Genomic DNA, 14492 nt, shown 5'->3' with positions numbered 1-14492 from the left:
AAGAGATGGTCATTCATGCGATGCCGGCTCGCCGTCAGTACTGGGATCTTCTGCCCTGATGAAACACCTGCCGATAAGGATCGTCATCGGTAGGCGTCTGCGCGGTGCTCGATCGCAATGACGGTCACGCGCGCATCGATCCGGTAGATGATCCTGTACGAGCCGCGTCGTGCGCTGTGCACCCCTTCGAGGTCGAAGCGCAAGGCCTTGCCGACGCGTTGGGGATTCCTCGCGAGGGGACCGTAGATGAACTCGATGGCCGCTGTCGCCACCTTCTCAGGCAGTCGCTGCAGTGCGCGCTTGGCAGTAGGCGTCCACGCGACCTCGTACTGCTCCGCCATCAGGCGCGCAGCATCGCGAGAGCTTCTTCCTTGCTGAGGACGTCGCCCTCGCCAGCGACGAGCTCGGCAAGGCTGTCTCGGACCTGGCTGATGAGTCTTGGTCGGCTCACGACCTTCAGCGTCTCCTCCAACGACTCGAGGTCATCGGCGCTGATGACCACAGCCGCCGGCTTGCCGTGACGAGTGATCACGACCCGGTCATGCTCGCGCTCGACCTGGTCCACCACCTCGGACAGGCGGTTCTTCACATCGCGCAGGGCCATCGACGCATCCACAGTCATAGCCACAAGTGTAGCCACAGCAGGCAGCAGGTCAACGCACTGTTCTTCCGCTGGTCGCGGGATGAGAGGGTGCACCATACCGCCGCCAAAGAGGCGTGCCTGACGGCGATCCGGCGTGCCGCAGGCGCGCTCGGGACACCCCCACCGCCTAGAGTCAGGGCCATGTCCTCCGTGCAGTCCGACCAGTCCGGCCGCCCACACACCAGCCGCGGGCGGCTCCGTCGGTCCGGTCGATCGATGCTGCGCGTCGGGCTCCTCCTGCTGGCCATCTCTCTCGCCGTGACGCTCGTCGCCGGCCTCGCGACCCGCAGCCTCATCCACCACCTGCAGACCAACTCCAGCGAGCTCATCGACGGCAGGGGCACGGTCGAGCTGGAGGCGGGGGCCGAGCGCGCTCTCTACGTCACGGGCGGGCTGGTCGCGCCCGGGGAGGACGTCCCGACCCCCGTCGAGGACATCACCTGCACCGTGGCGGGCCCGGACGGCCCGGTGCCCGTCAACCACCTCAAGGACGACGACCGGCAGGTCGGGATCGACAACCCGCTGGCCCGGTTCCAGGTCGTCGGGTCCTTCCGCGCCGCAGCCGACGGCGAGCACCAGATCACCTGCTCCGGTCTCGGGGTGGTCGTGGCACCGGAGGTCAGCCCGGCCTCGATGCTCATCCGCGTCGGCGCCCTCATGCTCGGCAGCCTCGGCGTGTTCGCCGGCGCCACCCTCGCCCTCATCGGGGCCGGGCTGAGCCTGCTGGTCCGGCACGGCACCGACGAGGACGACGGCGACGGGGACGACCTCGGCGTCGCCCAGCCGCCGGCCGAGGGCGCCGAGGAGTGGTGGGAGGAGGAGAACGACCAGGTCGACGATGACGACGACTCCGACGGCGACTCCGAGAACACCGACGAGCTCGACGACGAGGGTCTCGGGGAGGACCTCGACGACGATGACTTCGACGATGACTTCGACGAGACGGACCTCGCCGACGCTGACGAGGACGGCTTCATCGAGCTGACCGACGAGGAGCTCGCCTCGATGTCGGAGGAGGAGATCGCCGAGCTGCTGCGGTCGGGCGCCATGGTCTACGTCGACGAGGACGGCAACGTCGTCGACGCCTCGACGTTCACGACCGCCGGTCAGGAGCCGGACCAGAGCGCCCGCGACGAGCGGGGCGACACCTTCCGCTGACCGGCACCCACTCAGCGCGGGTCGTCCGGGCCCTCCGGGTCGGCGGGCGCGTCCGCAGGCTCGCCCTCTGTGTCCATCGCCGCGCGCACCGGCTGGTCAAAGCTCACCTCGACGTCCTGGTAGGGCTTGATCGCGGTCGCCGCGGTCGCCTCCTGGTAGGCCTGGACGTCGGCGGGCGTCAGCGGCACCGCCTGCGTGAACGGCCCCAGCAGCGCCCGCGGCCACAGCCCCTTGACGCGCACGACGTTGATCTCCACCGCCAGCACGACGATCTGCGCCGCCGCGAAGATGAAGCCGATGAGGCCGAGGACGAAGGCGAAGACCCCGTAGGTGTCGCCCGAGCGGCTGACGATCTGGTTGGCGTAGGCGATCCCGAAGCGCTGCAGCAGCAGCCACCCGACGGCGGCCACGAACGCCCCGGGCAGCACCTGCAGGAAGGGCACCGGGTATGACGTGCCCAGCCACATGCCGAGCGCGAACACCAGCACCGCGACCACGAAGCTGAGGGCCAGCACGACGTAGGGCACCGCGCGCTGGACGGACACGCCATACGCCGCGGCGTTGGTCGCCAGCACGGTGCCCACCGTGGTGCCGAGCAGCATCAGGCCCGCGATCGCGATCAGGGGCAGCGCCCGGATGGGCGAGCGCAGCGGGTCGGGGCGGGAGTGCCGCGGGACCGCCCAGCAGATGTTCATCATGTGCAGCGTCGCCTGGGAGGCGCGGATCGCTCCCCAGACGGCGACCAGCCCGCCGACCACGACGGCCGTCGTGCTTCCGCCGAAGCCCTCTGCGCTGATCTGGGAGCCGATGACCGGGAACTGGCTCACCGCGGTGTCCAGGATCCAGTCGCGCCACTCCGGCTGGTCGTCCAGCACGAAGCCCAGCACCGACGTGAGCAGCAGGAGCATCGGGAAGAGCGCGAGGAAGCCGTAGTAGGTGATGAGCACCGACAGGTAGACCCCGTGGTCGTCGATGAACTTGTAGAAGACCGCGACCGGGAAGCCGAGCCAGGGATGACGGCGCTGCAGGTGCTCCAGGCGCAGCAGGACCGACTTCACCGTCCGATTCTCGCTCAGCGACGGTCAGAATCGGCCGATGCTCAGGGCGAGTCGGCGCCGCCGTTGACGTTGAGCGTCTCCCCCACCACGTAGGAGCTCTCCGGCGAGGCCAGGAAGACGTAGGCGGGCGCGAGCTCGACGGGCTGGCCCGCCCGTCCCAGCGGCTGGCCCTTGCCGAACTTCGGGAGCTTGTCCTTCGGCTGGCCCTCCGCGACCTGCAGGGGCGTCCAGATCGGCCCGGGCGCCACGATGTTGACGCGCACGCCGCGGGGCGCGAGCTGCTTGGCCAGCCCCTTGCCGAAGGTGTTCATGGCGGCCTTGGTCATCGCGTAGTCCAGCAGGGTGTCGCTCGGGCTGTACGCCTGCACCGAGGAGGTGAGGATGATCGTCGACCCCGCCTCCAGCTGCGGGACGGCGGCCCGGCACAGCCAGAACATCGCGTAGATGTTGGTCTTGACGGTGGTGTCGAACTGCTCGTCGCTGATCTCCTCGATCGACTCCGACCAGGTCTGGTGACCGGCGTTGACCACGAGGATGTCGAGCCCTCCGAGCCCTTCCACCGCCTTCGCGACGACCTCGTCGCAGGCCTCCCGCTCCGTCAGGTCGAGGGGGATGCGTACGCACGTCCGCCCTTCCGCCTCGATGACCTCGGCGATCCCGGCGGCGTCCTCCTCCTCCGCCGGCAGGTAGTTGATGGCGACGTCCGCTCCCTCCCGCGCGTAGGCGATGGCGACCGCGCCGCCGATCCCGGAGTCGCCCCCCGTGATGAGGGCCTTGCGGCCCTGGAGGCGCCCCGTCCCCCGGTATGACGTCTGGCCCCGGTCCGTCTGCGGCACCAGCTCGGCGTCGAGGCCGGGCTTGGGCTGGTCCTGCTCGGGCGGAGTGATGTCCGGGTGGCGGGTGACCGGGTTGTCGAACGTCAGCTGGTCCGTGGACGAGGTGCTCTTCTCGGTGCTCATGCCTCCACCAGAGCACGGACACCCGGAGGTCGCAGCGCGAGGCGTCCCGCACCGGCCGACCCAGGTCGACGGTGGGGCACAATGGAGGTCCTCGGGACACACGAGCACACGGAGCGGTATGGATCAGGCAGCACCCGACGACGCGACGGCGCCGTCGACGGAGGAGCTCCGGGTCACCCTGCGGACGCAGCAGTCCCTCATTGCCGATCCAGCCCTTCCCGACCTCCTCGCTGTCCGCGTGCGCCGGGCGCTCGGAGCCACCGGGGACCTGCTCGACCTGGCGGACCGGTCCCCCGGCACCGACATCCACGCCCGCGAGGCGGCCTCGACCACGCTGGCATGGCTGACCGAGTCGGTGGGTGGCTACCTTCGTATGCCGCGCTCCTTCGCCGACGGCCACGCCCTGGACGGCGCGCACGCCCCGCTCCTGACCCTCGTCGACGACCTCGACCTGCTCGGCCTGACCCTCGACCACACCTACGACGCCGTGCACCGCGCCGACGAGTCGCACCTGCGCACGCAGCTCGGAGTGCTCCGGGAGACCTTCGCCACCCGGACGGACCCGCGTGACCTGGTCCAGACCGCCATCAGCCCCGACCACATCGAGAGCCAGGTGGTGCAGGACCGCGGGCTCGAGGTGGGCGAGGACGGCATACCCAGGCTGCCCGTGCCGGAGCAGCCCGCCCCGCACCACGACTCTGCCCACGCCACTTCTCACGACACTTCTCAGGACTCTTCCCAGGACGAACGATGACCAGCAAGTACGCCATCGCCCCGCCTCCCCCGGCCGGGCCGGGCATGACCCCCGAGGACGGGGCGATCGAGCACTACGTCTCCGAGCTGGCTCGCTGGCGGCTGCACCGCGACCACGAGCTGCGGGCGCTCGACGCCCTCGTGCGCACGCACGAGGACCGCGACGAGCTCAACGAGGACATCACGTTGGCGATGACGCTGTGGCACGCGATCGCCCAGCGCCACGACCTGCTGCTCGCCACCTGGGAGCAGACTAAGGACGGGGACGGCGAGCGGGAGTGGATCAGCCGGCTGATCTGGGGCCTGCTCGAGATGCCCGCGGGGGACGCCCACGCGCTGGCCATCGGACTGCCCGACGCGCTGCGGTTCTCCGACGCCCTGGCTGCGTCCCTCCGTGCGCGGGTCAACGGCGGGGACGACGACATCCCCGTCGACGAGCGCCTCGAGGCGGCCCTGCTCGAGCTCGCCCGCGCCCGCACCCACGTGCGGGACCGCGGTGCGCCCCATGACGGCATCGAGGTCGAGCTGGACGACGTCGAGCGGGCGCTGGAGTCCGTCGACCCGGCGGGCGCGGACGCGGTCGAGCAGCTCGGCGCGCTGGAGTCACGGATCGCCCGGGTCGAGCGCGACCTGGTCGTCGCCGGGGCGGCGGAGGCGCACGAGCGCGCCGACGTCGGGCACGCCGTCGACCAGCGTGAGGAGCTTGTGGCCCGCGGCGAGGCCGTGCGGGCCCTGGCCGAGCGCGTCCTCAACACGGTGCACCCGGCCCCGCGGCTCGGCATACCGGACGTCAACGCCCTCGGTGACGTGCCGAAGGACGACGACGACCTCGCCACCTACATGGCCAACCTGGAGCGGGTGGCGCGGGCGCTGGACCAGGCGCACACCACGTATGCCGGGGCGCTGGCCGAGTACGCCGACCTCGCCGACCGTGCGCACCGGCTGGCCGGGACCCTGGCCGGCTGCGGCGCACCGACCAGCGTCGACCTCGCCGGGATGCTGACGGCCACCAAGGAGTCGCTCAACAACCTGCCCGCGGACGTGCAGCGCGCGGCGGCCCTGATCGCGGCGCAGGAGGCCTACCTGGGCCAGCTGCGGCCGGACGCGTGAGGCGGGACGGATGAACCCCGAGCACGACCCCACCAGCGGCAGCCGCGTCGAGCCGGCACGGGTCGTCGGCCCGACCGCCGAGCCGTCCGCCGACGTGGTCGAGTGCCCGAACTGCCACGCGACCGTCGTCGGGGGTGTGGCGTTCTGCGGAGCCTGCGGCTACGACCTGGTGACCGGCACCGCCCCCCGCAGCTCGGACACCGAGGACGACGAGGAGGAGCCGCGCCGACCGACCGCGCTGCAGGCCGCCGAGCCGCACGAGGCCTACATCGACCCTCGCCGCGACGCCGACGAGATCGAGCTGCCCACGTCGCCGGCGGAGGTCGCGCTCGACCCGCTGGACCTGCCGCGCCGACCGGACGTCCCGCCGCCCACGCCTCCGGCTCCGGAGAGCGAGAGCCTCGCCCACGAGCCGGCGCAGACCCTGCCGCCCTCACGTCGGGCACCGGGCGCCTGGGTTGCCGAGGTGTGGGTGGACCACGTGTGGGCGGCCCACCGGGACGGCGGCCAGCCGGTGCCGGAGGCCGGTCCGCCCGTGGTGGTGCCGCTGACCGCGGACCACGCGGTCATCGGCCGGACGAACATCGCGCGGGGGCTGCACCCGGACCTCGACGCGGGGACGGACATGGGCGTCTCCGTCCGGCACGCGCAGCTCACCAGCGACGGCGAGCACTGGTGGGTCGAGGACCTCGACACCTCCAACGGCACCTTCGTCTCCACCGTGGGGCTGCCCCTGCCGGAGCAGCCCATAGACCGCGGCGCCCGGGTGCGCGTCGACGAGGACGACCGCGTCTACCTGGGCGGGTGGACGCGGCTCATCGTGCGGCGCGCCGACTGAGGGTGGCGCCGCGTCATCCCCGAGGATGACCAGCACCGGCCGGGAGGAAGACGACACGGCGCGGGCACCTGGGTTGAGTGAGAACGTCCGTTCCACCGGGTCCCGTGACCCTCCAGACAGGGGTTCTCCCATGCGCACGTTCCTCACGACCGCCACCGTCGCCGGCCTGCTCGTCGCCGGTGCCGCCAGCGCCACCGCCGACCCCCAGGGTGACGCCTTCGACCTGGTCTGCGACAACGGCCAGACCTACACGGTGACCACGTCCGGCCGTGGCGTGTTCACCCCTGCCCACGACCTCGGCTCTACCACGACGCTGGTGCCGATCTGGTTCGGCAACGACGTCGCGACCATCGAGCTGCCCGACGGGACCGTCGAGTATCTGCCGTTCCCGGGCGAGTCCGCCAAGGGCGGCGGCAACGTGGCCGCGCACAGCCCCCGCGAGCAGGTCAACTGCACCTACAGCGACAGCTTCACCCTGGAGGTCGAGGAGATGGGCTACCCCGCCGGCTCGCACGTGACGATCACCGGTGACGTCGTGGGCTACGTCTCCGGCCGCTGACACCGACCAGTCCGCGGTCGTCGCCCCGCCGCCCGCCGGTCGGGCGACGACCGCGCGATTCTTGTTGACGTGTCACTGATTTCGGGCTAGAGTCAGTGGTGTTAGTTGTAACGTCAACCTTTGAAGGAGCCCCACGATGGGTCTGTTCGACTGGTTCACCAAGAAGCCCGCTCCGGCCCACGCCGAGCCGAAGACCCCCGCCCCGGCCGCCTCCGGCGCCGTCGCGACCCACACCCGCGCCGTCGACGAGCAGCTCGCCGGCACCTGGACGCTCGACCCCTCGCACAGCGCCCTGGGCTTCAGCGCCAAGCACGCGATGGTCACCAACGTCCGCGGCACCTTCGACGAGTTCGAGGGCACCGGCGTCATCGACGCCACCGACCCCTCCGCCTCCACCGTCTCCGTCGTGATCCAGGCCGCGAGCGTCAACACCGGCGTCGCCGACCGTGACGGCCACCTGCGCTCCGGCGACTTCTTCGACGTCGAGACCTACCCCGAGATCCGTTTCGCCTCCACCGACGTCGAGCTCGTCGACGCCGAGACCTGGCGCATCACCGGCGACCTGACCATCAAGGACGTCACCCGACCCGTCACCGTCGACTTCGCCTTCACCGGCGTGGCGCAGGACCCGTTCGGCAACGTGCGCGCCGGCTTCGAGGGCGAGACGACAGTCAACCGCAAGGACTGGGGCCTGGTCTGGAACGCCGCCCTCGAGACCGGCGGCGTCCTGGTCAGCGAGAAGGTCAAGCTCGTCTTCGACCTGTCCGTCATCAAGTCGGCCTGACCCGATGACCGCCACCTTCGGCACCCCTGTCGTCGCGGCTCGCGGCGCGGCGCTGGACGACACCTCGGTCCCGCTCGTCGTCCTGCTGCACGGCCGCGGCTCGCACGAGCAGGAGATCGTCCAGCTCGCGGCGCACCTGCCTGTGGGCCCGGCGTATGCCGCCGTCCGCGCGCCGATCGCCGAGGGTGGCGGTTTCGCCTGGTTCGCCAACCGCGGCATCGGCCGCCCGGTGGCGGAGTCGCTCGCCGCCACGACGGCCTGGTTCCGCGCCTGGCTCGAGGAGGTCGCGCCGGCCGGCCGCCCGGTCGTGCTGGTGGGGTTCTCCGGCGGCGCTGCCTTCGCCGGCGCGCTGGCGCTGAAGACGCCCGACCGGTTCGCCGGGGCCGCCATCCTCTACGGCACGCTCCCCTGGGACGCCGGGATCCCCGCCGAGCCGCGGCAGCTGGCGGGCCTGCCCGTGGTCGTCGCCCAGGGCGACCAGGACCACGTCATCCCCGCCGAGCTGATGTCCCGCACCTGGGACTACCTCACCGGGGACTCCGGCGCGCTCACCCTGGCCCGTCGGGACCCGGGTGGCCACGGACTGACCGTCGCGACCGTCGACGCGCTGGCCGGCTGGTTGACCGAGGTCGCCCGCTCAGCCTGACCCGCCCAGGTCCACGGCGAACGCCTCGTGGACGAGCTCGCCCCCGCGCTTGCGGTGCCGGACGAGGCGTTCGACGAGCCCACCGAGCTCGGAACGCACCTGCGCGAGCACCTCGTCGAGTACGTCGCCGCGCGGCATCGCCTCCAGCCTGCGGATCGCGACGGCGATGTCTTCCACCAGGGCCGTGTGGTCGTCGGCGAGCCGGTCGACCGCGGGCACCAGCCGGTTGGCGCTGGACCGCACCGTGTCGTAGAGCCCACCGGGTCGCTCCGTGAGCTCGACATGGTCCCGGAAGTCGTGCGCGAGCTCGACCATCGCCGTCCGCAGCCGTTGCAGCCAGTCGGCCCGGTCCCCCTCCTCGACCAGGGCCGCGTCCACCGCGGAGACCGACTCGTGGAGCTCGGCGCGGTGAGCCCGCACCTGCTCGAGGTACTCGGCAAAGGTCGCGTCGGGCTGGGCTGCCATACCTCATCGTGACGCACAGGCGGACGGCCGTCCACCCCTCGCCTGGGCAGAACTGCCCATACCCCGGACCCCGATGAGCAGCCACAATGCCTCATGGGCGACGAATCCTCGACCTTCTTCACCGCCGGCGGCGACGCGTACGAGAACTTCATGGGCCGCTACTCACGCCCGCTTGCCCCGCTGCTGGCCGACCTCGCCGGGGTGGTTCCTGGCCTCGTCGCCCTGGACGTGGGCTGCGGGACCGGCGTCCTGACCAGCGAGCTGGTGCGCCGCCTGGGTGCCGAGCATGTCGCCGGCACCGACCCCTCCCCGATGCTCCAGACCGCGCGCTCCCGGCTCTCCGCCGTGGACCTGCGGGCCGGGTATGCCGAGGCCCTCCCCTTCGGCGACGACAGCTTCGACGTCACCCTCGCCCAGCTCGTCCTGCACTTCGTCGACGACCCCGAGCAGGCGGTGGCCGAGATGCGGCGGGTCACCCTGCCCGGCGGCCGGGTGGCGACCTGCGTGTGGGACGACGGCGGAGGTATGTCGATGATCTCCGCCTTCGTCGACGCGCTGGAGGACATGGAGGTGGCCTTCCCAGACCGGCTGCGGCGCTGGCCGCTGGGTCGGGCCGGTGAGCAGTCCGCGCTCCTGGAGGAGGCCGGTCTCACGTCCGTCAGGGAGGAGATGCTCACGGTGCGGACGCGCTACGAGAGCCTCGACGAGCTGTGGGACATCCTGCTGGGCGGGGCCGGACCCGTCGGCGCCCACGTCCTCACGCTCTCCGAGGAGGAGCGCCAGCTGGTGCATGACGCGTACCGTCGCCGCCTCGGGTCACCCACCGGCACCTTCCCGTTGGAGGCCGTCGCCCACGCCGCCGTGGGCACGGTGCCCTCCTGAGCTCAGCGCACCGGCATAGCCGGCTGAGCCGTGGGCGGCGGTGCGCTGAGCCGCCTTGTCTCCAGGACCCAGAACACGCAGAACAGGCCGATCTCCCACCACTCCAGGAAGATCACCAGGTGCCCGGGCGCGAACGCCTGCGCCGCCGCCGCGGCGACCAGCGGCCCGGCGAGCATGAGGAAGAAGATGAGCTGGTAGCCGCGTCGGCGGACGAGCTCGTCATACCCGGGCCCGGCCTCGGACCCGGTGCGGGTGGCTCGGTGCGGCCAGGCATGGCTCCAGACCGCGACGGCGAGCGCGCTGATCAGGAAGATCGCGGCGAGGTGGTGGATCGAGAGCCGCAGATCCGCGCCCGGCAGGCCGAGCGCCAGCCCCTCGAGGCGCACCTCGTCGACCGGGGGGACCCACAGCTGCCACATGGCGAGGGTGAGGAAGGCGACCAGGGTGCCGCTCGTCAGCAGGATGAACAGGCCCGTGGTGCGATCCTCCCGAGCGAGCGCGCGCACCCGATGCGAGCGCCGCAGCTCGCGCGCCAGCAGCATCGCGCTCAGGGCGACGACCGAGGTCAGCCCGAAGCGCAGGGACCAGACGTACTCCGCCGGGGTGACGCCCTGGGGCGTGAGGAGAGCGCTGCGGCGAAGGTCCGCCAGGATTTCGTCCAGCCCGGCGGGCACCAGCGCGACGAACGCGGCGTAGGAGCCGGCGCCGTTGAGGTTGTAGTCCTCGAACGTCGTCGAGCCCTGGTAGGCGACCAGGCAGGCAGCCACGGCGACGAGCACCCCGACGAAGACGTCGCGCACGGGCCCGCCGTAGTAGGCGCTGATCGAGGTCTCGAGCTCGCGCGAGGTCAGCGCCGTGAGCACGCTCACGACGAAGAGCACGGCCGGCAGCAGGACGAGGAGCCAACGCAGGCTGCCGTAGGTCTCGCGCAGCACGTCGCGCTCGTCGTCCGTCCGCGGCCCCGTCCTCGTCATGGCCCCACTGTGCCAGCGGCCACCCACAACCTCCCGGCACCGCACCGGCAGGCGCCCGACGTCGGTCTCTGGGATGGTGGACCTGCGGCCGCCCCGGTCGCGCCCCCACCCCCCTGAGGAGGAGACGTGTCGTACAAGGTCGGCTACTTCATCGGCAGCCTGTCGTCGCAGTCCATCAACCGGACCCTCAGCACGGCCCTCATCCACTACGCGCCCGACGCGCTGGAGTTCACCGAGATCACGACGGGCGACCTGCCGCTCTACAACCGCGACCTCGAGGGCGACCTGCCAGCACCGGCGCGCGCGCTCAAGGAGGCGATCGCCGCCTCGCAGGCGGTGCTGTTCGTCACGCCGGAGTACAACCGCTCCATCCCCGGCACCCTGAAGAACGCCATCGACTGGGCCTCGCGCCCCTACGGGCAGAACTCCTTCGACCACGTCCCGGCCGCCGTGATCGGCGCCTCGCCGGGCGGGATAGGCACCGCGGTGGCCCAGCAGAGCCTGCGGAGCGTCCTCAGCTTCTGCAACGCCCGCCAGATGACGGCCCCTGAGGCCTACATCCAGTTCAAGCCCGACGCCTACAACGAGGACGGGTCGGTCTCCGACCCTGACCTCGAGAAGATCCTCACGACCTTCATGCAGGAGTTCCACGACCACATCGAGCGGGTGCTCACGGTCCTGCCCCGCCACTGACGGCCCTCGCTCGGCCTGGCGGGAGGTGCGGCCGCTCGTCGACGGGTGACGGTCTCGGGACCGAGACGCGGGGTGGTGCTACCGGCGGGTCGGGTGGATGGTGGAAGACGCCCTATCCACCCACCAGGAGGTGAACCCGACATGACCACAGCCCGTGACGTGATGAGCTCTGGCGCCGAGTGCATCAAGGAGGACCAGACCCTGCTCGACGCCGCGCGGATGATGCGGGACCTCGACGTCGGGTCGTTGCCGATCTGCGGCAAGGACGACAAGCTGCACGGGATGATCACCGACCGCGACATCGTCGTGCACTGCCTCGCCGAGGGCATGGACCCCGCGACCGTCAAGGCCGGCTCGATGGCCCAGGGCAAGCTGTACTGGGTCGACGCCGACACCGACATGGATGACGCCCTGGCCGTGATGCAGGAGCACCAGGTCAAGCGCCTGCCGGTGATGGACAAGCACCGGCTGGTCGGCATGATCAGCGAGTCGGACCTCACCCGTCGGCTCGACGAGCACCGGATGAGCCACTTCGCGCAGGAGGTCTACGCCCGCTGACGACGACCGCAGCCACGACCGCAGATCCTCACCCGCTGCCCCAGGCTCAGGGACGCAGGCGGTAGGTCAGGTAGACGTTGCCCGTCGACGTCGGACGCGTCGACACCAGCTCGAGTCGGGTGATCGGCACCGTGTCGTCGAAGAGACGACGGCCCGCGCCCACGACCGGGTGCGTGTTCAGCGTCAGCTCGTCGATGACGCCCGCCAGGAAGAGCGAGCGCACGGTGTCGATGCCGCCGGCCACCGACACCGAGCCCTGCTCGCCGTTGTCCGCGAGTGAGCGCACGAACTCGACCGGGTCACCCTCGACGAGGCTGGATCCCTGCCACGCCGACACGTCGTCCAGCGTCGTGGAGATGACGTGCTTGCGCACCGGGTTGATGAACTGTGCGAAGGGATCGTCAGCGGTCGGCCAGTAACCGGCCCACTCCTGCCACAGCACCCGCCCGATGACCACGTCGGTGATCCCGGCGATGGCCTCCCCCATCGCCGCCATGTCGTCGGGACCGAAGGAGTCGAGCTGCCACTGGTCGGGCGACTCCACGACCCCGTTGACGGAGTTGAAGAGGTGGGCGATGACCGTGCGTGCCATGGTGCTGCCTTCCGGTAGATGAGGTCGCGTGCTGGTCCGACCCTGGCCGCAGCGGAGACTCATCGACGCGTCAGCGCGCGGACCTTAGGAGCCGGCGGACCAGCTCCTCGCCTGCCGTCTCCCGGATCCGCTCCGCGTCCCCGACGACGACGAGCTTGTCGGTGGCCCGCGACAGGCCCACGTAGAGGCGCTCGCGCGCCCGGTCGTGCGGCTTTCGGTCGTTGACGCACAGCACCACGGCCCTCCGCTCCAGCCCCTTGCAGCCGAGCACGTGGCCGTAGAAGACGTCGTCTGTGTCCCAGAAGGTGTGCCAATAGCCTTCCTGACCCAGCGCGGCCTGGCGGGAGTTCTGCTCCGGGTGGCGGTTGCCGGTCGTGATGAGCGCGACGTGCTCGGGCGGCCAGCCGTCGTCGAGGAGCTTCTCCACCTCGTCGTCAGCGACTCCGAGGGCGTCCCCGTCGCTGGCCTGCACGAACTCGACGTCAGGCCCTTCCCCGCCCAGGGCCCGCATGCGCATCGGCGCCAACGGCCCGAACGACTCGGCGATCTGCCGGGTGTTGCGCAGGTTGTGGTCCAGCACGAGCGGTACCAGCTCCACGGGCGGTCTGCCGAAGCGCTCGAAGACCTTCTGGTTCTCGTCGGAGTAGACGTAGAGCCCGCCCTCCTCCGGATCCCTGAGCCCGCCCAGCAGCGGTGCCCACCAGTCCTCGGCGAAGTCCTGCGCCTCGTCGACGATGATCGCGTCGAACTTCTTGCCCTCCGGGACCTGCGCCACTGCGCGGGCCGCCTGGGCCGGGAGCTCCTTCTCCCAGAACTCCGACTGGTTGCGGTCCGCCGTGATCTCCACGCCCCACTCCTTGGCGAGGTCCTCGAAGCGCCCGACGAACGCCGGCCGGGCCTTGCGCGCCTCCCCCGCGAACGCCCGCTTGAACCACTCGCCGAGTCCGATCGAGTAGCACAGCAGCGCCACGCGCTGCGGAGGCTGCCCACCGAAGCCGCGGGTCAGCTGCTTGGCCTGGGCCATGGCGAGCACCGTCTTGCCGCTGCCCGCGCCGCCGCGCACCTCGACCCGGTGCAGCAGCCGAGTGACCCGGAGGATCATGGCCTGCTCCTGGGTGAGCCGGTCGGCGCGGGCCTCCCGGTCGTCGGCCTCGGCCATCACCTCACGCTGCATGGGGTTGCGTCCGGAGAGGATCTCCACGACCAGGTCGACGTCGTCCTGGTCCGGCACGCGGTAGTTCGTCTCCTGCGTGGCCGCCACCTCACGGAGCCGCGCGGCCAGGTGCGCCTGGTCGGCCTTGCCGTGGATCATCGAGCGCGGGCAGTCGGGCTGGGCGAAGTCGTCCGGGACCGTGGAGTATGGCGTCACGACCGCGTGCGCCCATCTCACCCTGGTCAGGGAGGAGTCGCGCCACCGCGGGTCGTGCTGCACGTAGGTCCGCAGCGCGTGCTTGACCTTGCGCGCCTGGTTGACGGGGTCGATGGTCCGCGGCGCCCGACCGCCGTACTGCCACCACCGTCCCTGGCCGTCGACCTTGACGCTCCCGCCCTTGACTTCCACCACGACGATCCCCACGCCCGGCATCAGCACCACGAGATCGGCCTCGTGGTCCTGCTCGTGGTCGGTCAGCCTCCGGTTGGCGAGCACGACGTCCGCGTCGCCCAGCTGGCCCACCAACCGCTCGCAGACCTCCTGCTCGGCGTTGCTGGCGAACACCGGTTCCGCCGGGATCAGCCGCGCGGCCACGCCATACCCCTGCCTCCACAAGCTCCGTCGCTCATGGACGCGAGCATAGGGGCCGGCGGGAGTACGGTGGAGA

Annotated in this window: 18 protein-coding genes; 10 read left to right on the top strand and 8 right to left on the bottom strand. The window is 71.2% G+C overall.

Going from position 1 to position 14492, the window contains the following annotated elements; translation table 11 throughout:
- Window positions 1-83: 83 nt before the first annotated feature.
- Both IEV65_RS04925 and IEV65_RS04920 read right to left on the bottom strand, forming a co-directional pair.
- Window positions 84-341, bottom strand: coding sequence for a type II toxin-antitoxin system RelE family toxin (locus tag IEV65_RS04925; protein ID WP_188428440.1), 258 nt, complete (start codon window positions 339-341; stop codon window positions 84-86).
- Window positions 341-622 carry a type II toxin-antitoxin system Phd/YefM family antitoxin gene (locus IEV65_RS04920; RefSeq protein ID WP_229734905.1) on the bottom strand — a complete coding sequence of 94 codons (282 nt, stop codon included), beginning with the start codon at window positions 620-622 and terminating at the stop codon, window positions 341-343. The genes IEV65_RS04925 and IEV65_RS04920 overlap by 1 nt, the downstream gene beginning before the upstream one ends.
- A 162-nt stretch (window positions 623-784) precedes the next feature.
- On the opposite strand from IEV65_RS04920, the gene IEV65_RS04915 reads away from it, so the two are divergent.
- Window positions 785-1801, top strand: coding sequence for a hypothetical protein (locus IEV65_RS04915; protein WP_188428439.1), 1017 nt, complete (start codon window positions 785-787; stop codon window positions 1799-1801).
- Between the two features lie 11 nt (window positions 1802-1812).
- On the opposite strand, the gene IEV65_RS04910 is transcribed toward IEV65_RS04915, so the two are convergent.
- On the bottom strand, window positions 1813-2859 hold the full coding sequence (locus IEV65_RS04910; RefSeq protein ID WP_188428438.1) for a YihY/virulence factor BrkB family protein: 1047 nt from the start codon (window positions 2857-2859) through the stop codon (window positions 1813-1815).
- A gap of 41 nt (window positions 2860-2900) precedes the next feature.
- The gene (locus IEV65_RS04905; RefSeq protein WP_188428437.1) at window positions 2901-3818 is read right to left on the bottom strand and encodes an SDR family oxidoreductase; all 918 of its coding nucleotides are present in this window, start codon (window positions 3816-3818) and stop codon (window positions 2901-2903) included.
- A gap of 118 nt (window positions 3819-3936) precedes the next feature.
- Between IEV65_RS04905 and IEV65_RS04900 the strand changes: the two genes are divergently transcribed.
- The 6 genes from IEV65_RS04900 (at window position 3937) to IEV65_RS04875 (ending at window position 8508) form a co-directional block, all read left to right on the top strand.
- A complete protein-coding gene (locus tag IEV65_RS04900; RefSeq protein WP_188428436.1) occupies window positions 3937-4572 on the top strand; it encodes a hypothetical protein in 636 nt (211 codons plus the stop codon).
- Window positions 4569-5681 (top strand): hypothetical protein, encoded by a 1113-nt coding sequence (locus IEV65_RS04895; RefSeq protein ID WP_188428435.1) that lies wholly within the window; start codon window positions 4569-4571, stop codon window positions 5679-5681. The genes IEV65_RS04900 and IEV65_RS04895 overlap by 4 nt, the downstream gene beginning before the upstream one ends.
- A 10-nt stretch (window positions 5682-5691) precedes the next feature.
- Window positions 5692-6519, top strand: a complete 828-nt coding sequence (locus tag IEV65_RS04890; RefSeq protein WP_188428434.1) for an FHA domain-containing protein — start codon at window positions 5692-5694, stop codon at window positions 6517-6519.
- A gap of 130 nt (window positions 6520-6649) precedes the next feature.
- Window positions 6650-7078, top strand: coding sequence for a hypothetical protein (locus IEV65_RS04885; RefSeq protein ID WP_188428433.1), 429 nt, complete (start codon window positions 6650-6652; stop codon window positions 7076-7078).
- A 136-nt stretch (window positions 7079-7214) separates the two neighbouring features.
- Window positions 7215-7862: a YceI family protein gene (locus IEV65_RS04880; protein ID WP_188428432.1), complete on the top strand. Its 648-nt coding sequence runs from the start codon at window positions 7215-7217 to the stop codon at window positions 7860-7862.
- A 4-nt stretch (window positions 7863-7866) separates the two neighbouring features.
- A complete protein-coding gene (locus IEV65_RS04875; protein WP_188428431.1) occupies window positions 7867-8508 on the top strand; it encodes an alpha/beta hydrolase in 642 nt (213 codons plus the stop codon).
- On the opposite strand, the gene IEV65_RS04870 is transcribed toward IEV65_RS04875, so the two are convergent.
- On the bottom strand, window positions 8500-8973 hold the full coding sequence (locus IEV65_RS04870) for a hypothetical protein (protein ID WP_188428430.1): 474 nt from the start codon (window positions 8971-8973) through the stop codon (window positions 8500-8502). The two genes, IEV65_RS04875 and IEV65_RS04870, sit on opposite strands and share 9 nt — an antisense overlap.
- Window positions 8974-9066: 93 nt before the next feature.
- On the opposite strand from IEV65_RS04870, the gene IEV65_RS04865 reads away from it, so the two are divergent.
- The gene (locus tag IEV65_RS04865; protein WP_188428429.1) at window positions 9067-9855 is read left to right on the top strand and encodes a class I SAM-dependent methyltransferase; all 789 of its coding nucleotides are present in this window, start codon (window positions 9067-9069) and stop codon (window positions 9853-9855) included.
- A 2-nt stretch (window positions 9856-9857) separates the two neighbouring features.
- Here IEV65_RS04865 and IEV65_RS04860 read toward each other — a convergent pair whose 3' ends face one another.
- Window positions 9858-10829, bottom strand: coding sequence for a hypothetical protein (locus tag IEV65_RS04860; protein ID WP_188428428.1), 972 nt, complete (start codon window positions 10827-10829; stop codon window positions 9858-9860).
- A gap of 126 nt (window positions 10830-10955) precedes the next feature.
- Here IEV65_RS04860 and IEV65_RS04855 point away from each other — a divergent pair, with 126 nt between their 5' ends.
- Window positions 10956-11522 (top strand): NADPH-dependent FMN reductase, encoded by a 567-nt coding sequence (locus IEV65_RS04855; RefSeq protein ID WP_188428427.1) that lies wholly within the window; start codon window positions 10956-10958, stop codon window positions 11520-11522.
- A gap of 141 nt (window positions 11523-11663) precedes the next feature.
- Entirely contained in the window at window positions 11664-12080 is a 417-nt protein-coding gene (locus IEV65_RS04850) for a CBS domain-containing protein (protein WP_188428426.1), read from the top strand.
- A 46-nt stretch (window positions 12081-12126) separates the two neighbouring features.
- Here IEV65_RS04850 and IEV65_RS04845 read toward each other — a convergent pair whose 3' ends face one another.
- Together IEV65_RS04845 and IEV65_RS04840 are read right to left on the bottom strand one after the other, a co-directional pair.
- Window positions 12127-12672, bottom strand: a complete 546-nt coding sequence (locus IEV65_RS04845) for a dihydrofolate reductase family protein (RefSeq protein WP_188428425.1) — start codon at window positions 12670-12672, stop codon at window positions 12127-12129.
- Window positions 12673-12742: 70 nt separating this feature from the next.
- Window positions 12743-14419 carry an NERD domain-containing protein gene (locus IEV65_RS04840; protein ID WP_188428424.1) on the bottom strand — a complete coding sequence of 559 codons (1677 nt, stop codon included), beginning with the start codon at window positions 14417-14419 and terminating at the stop codon, window positions 12743-12745.
- Window positions 14420-14492: the final 73 nt, after the last annotated feature.

Origin of the sequence: Ornithinimicrobium tianjinense (assembly GCF_014636495.1) — a bacterium.
In the GTDB taxonomy this organism is placed as follows: domain Bacteria; phylum Actinomycetota; class Actinomycetes; order Actinomycetales; family Dermatophilaceae; genus Ornithinicoccus; species Ornithinicoccus tianjinensis.
This window is presented reverse-complemented; position numbering and strand designations above follow the sequence as displayed.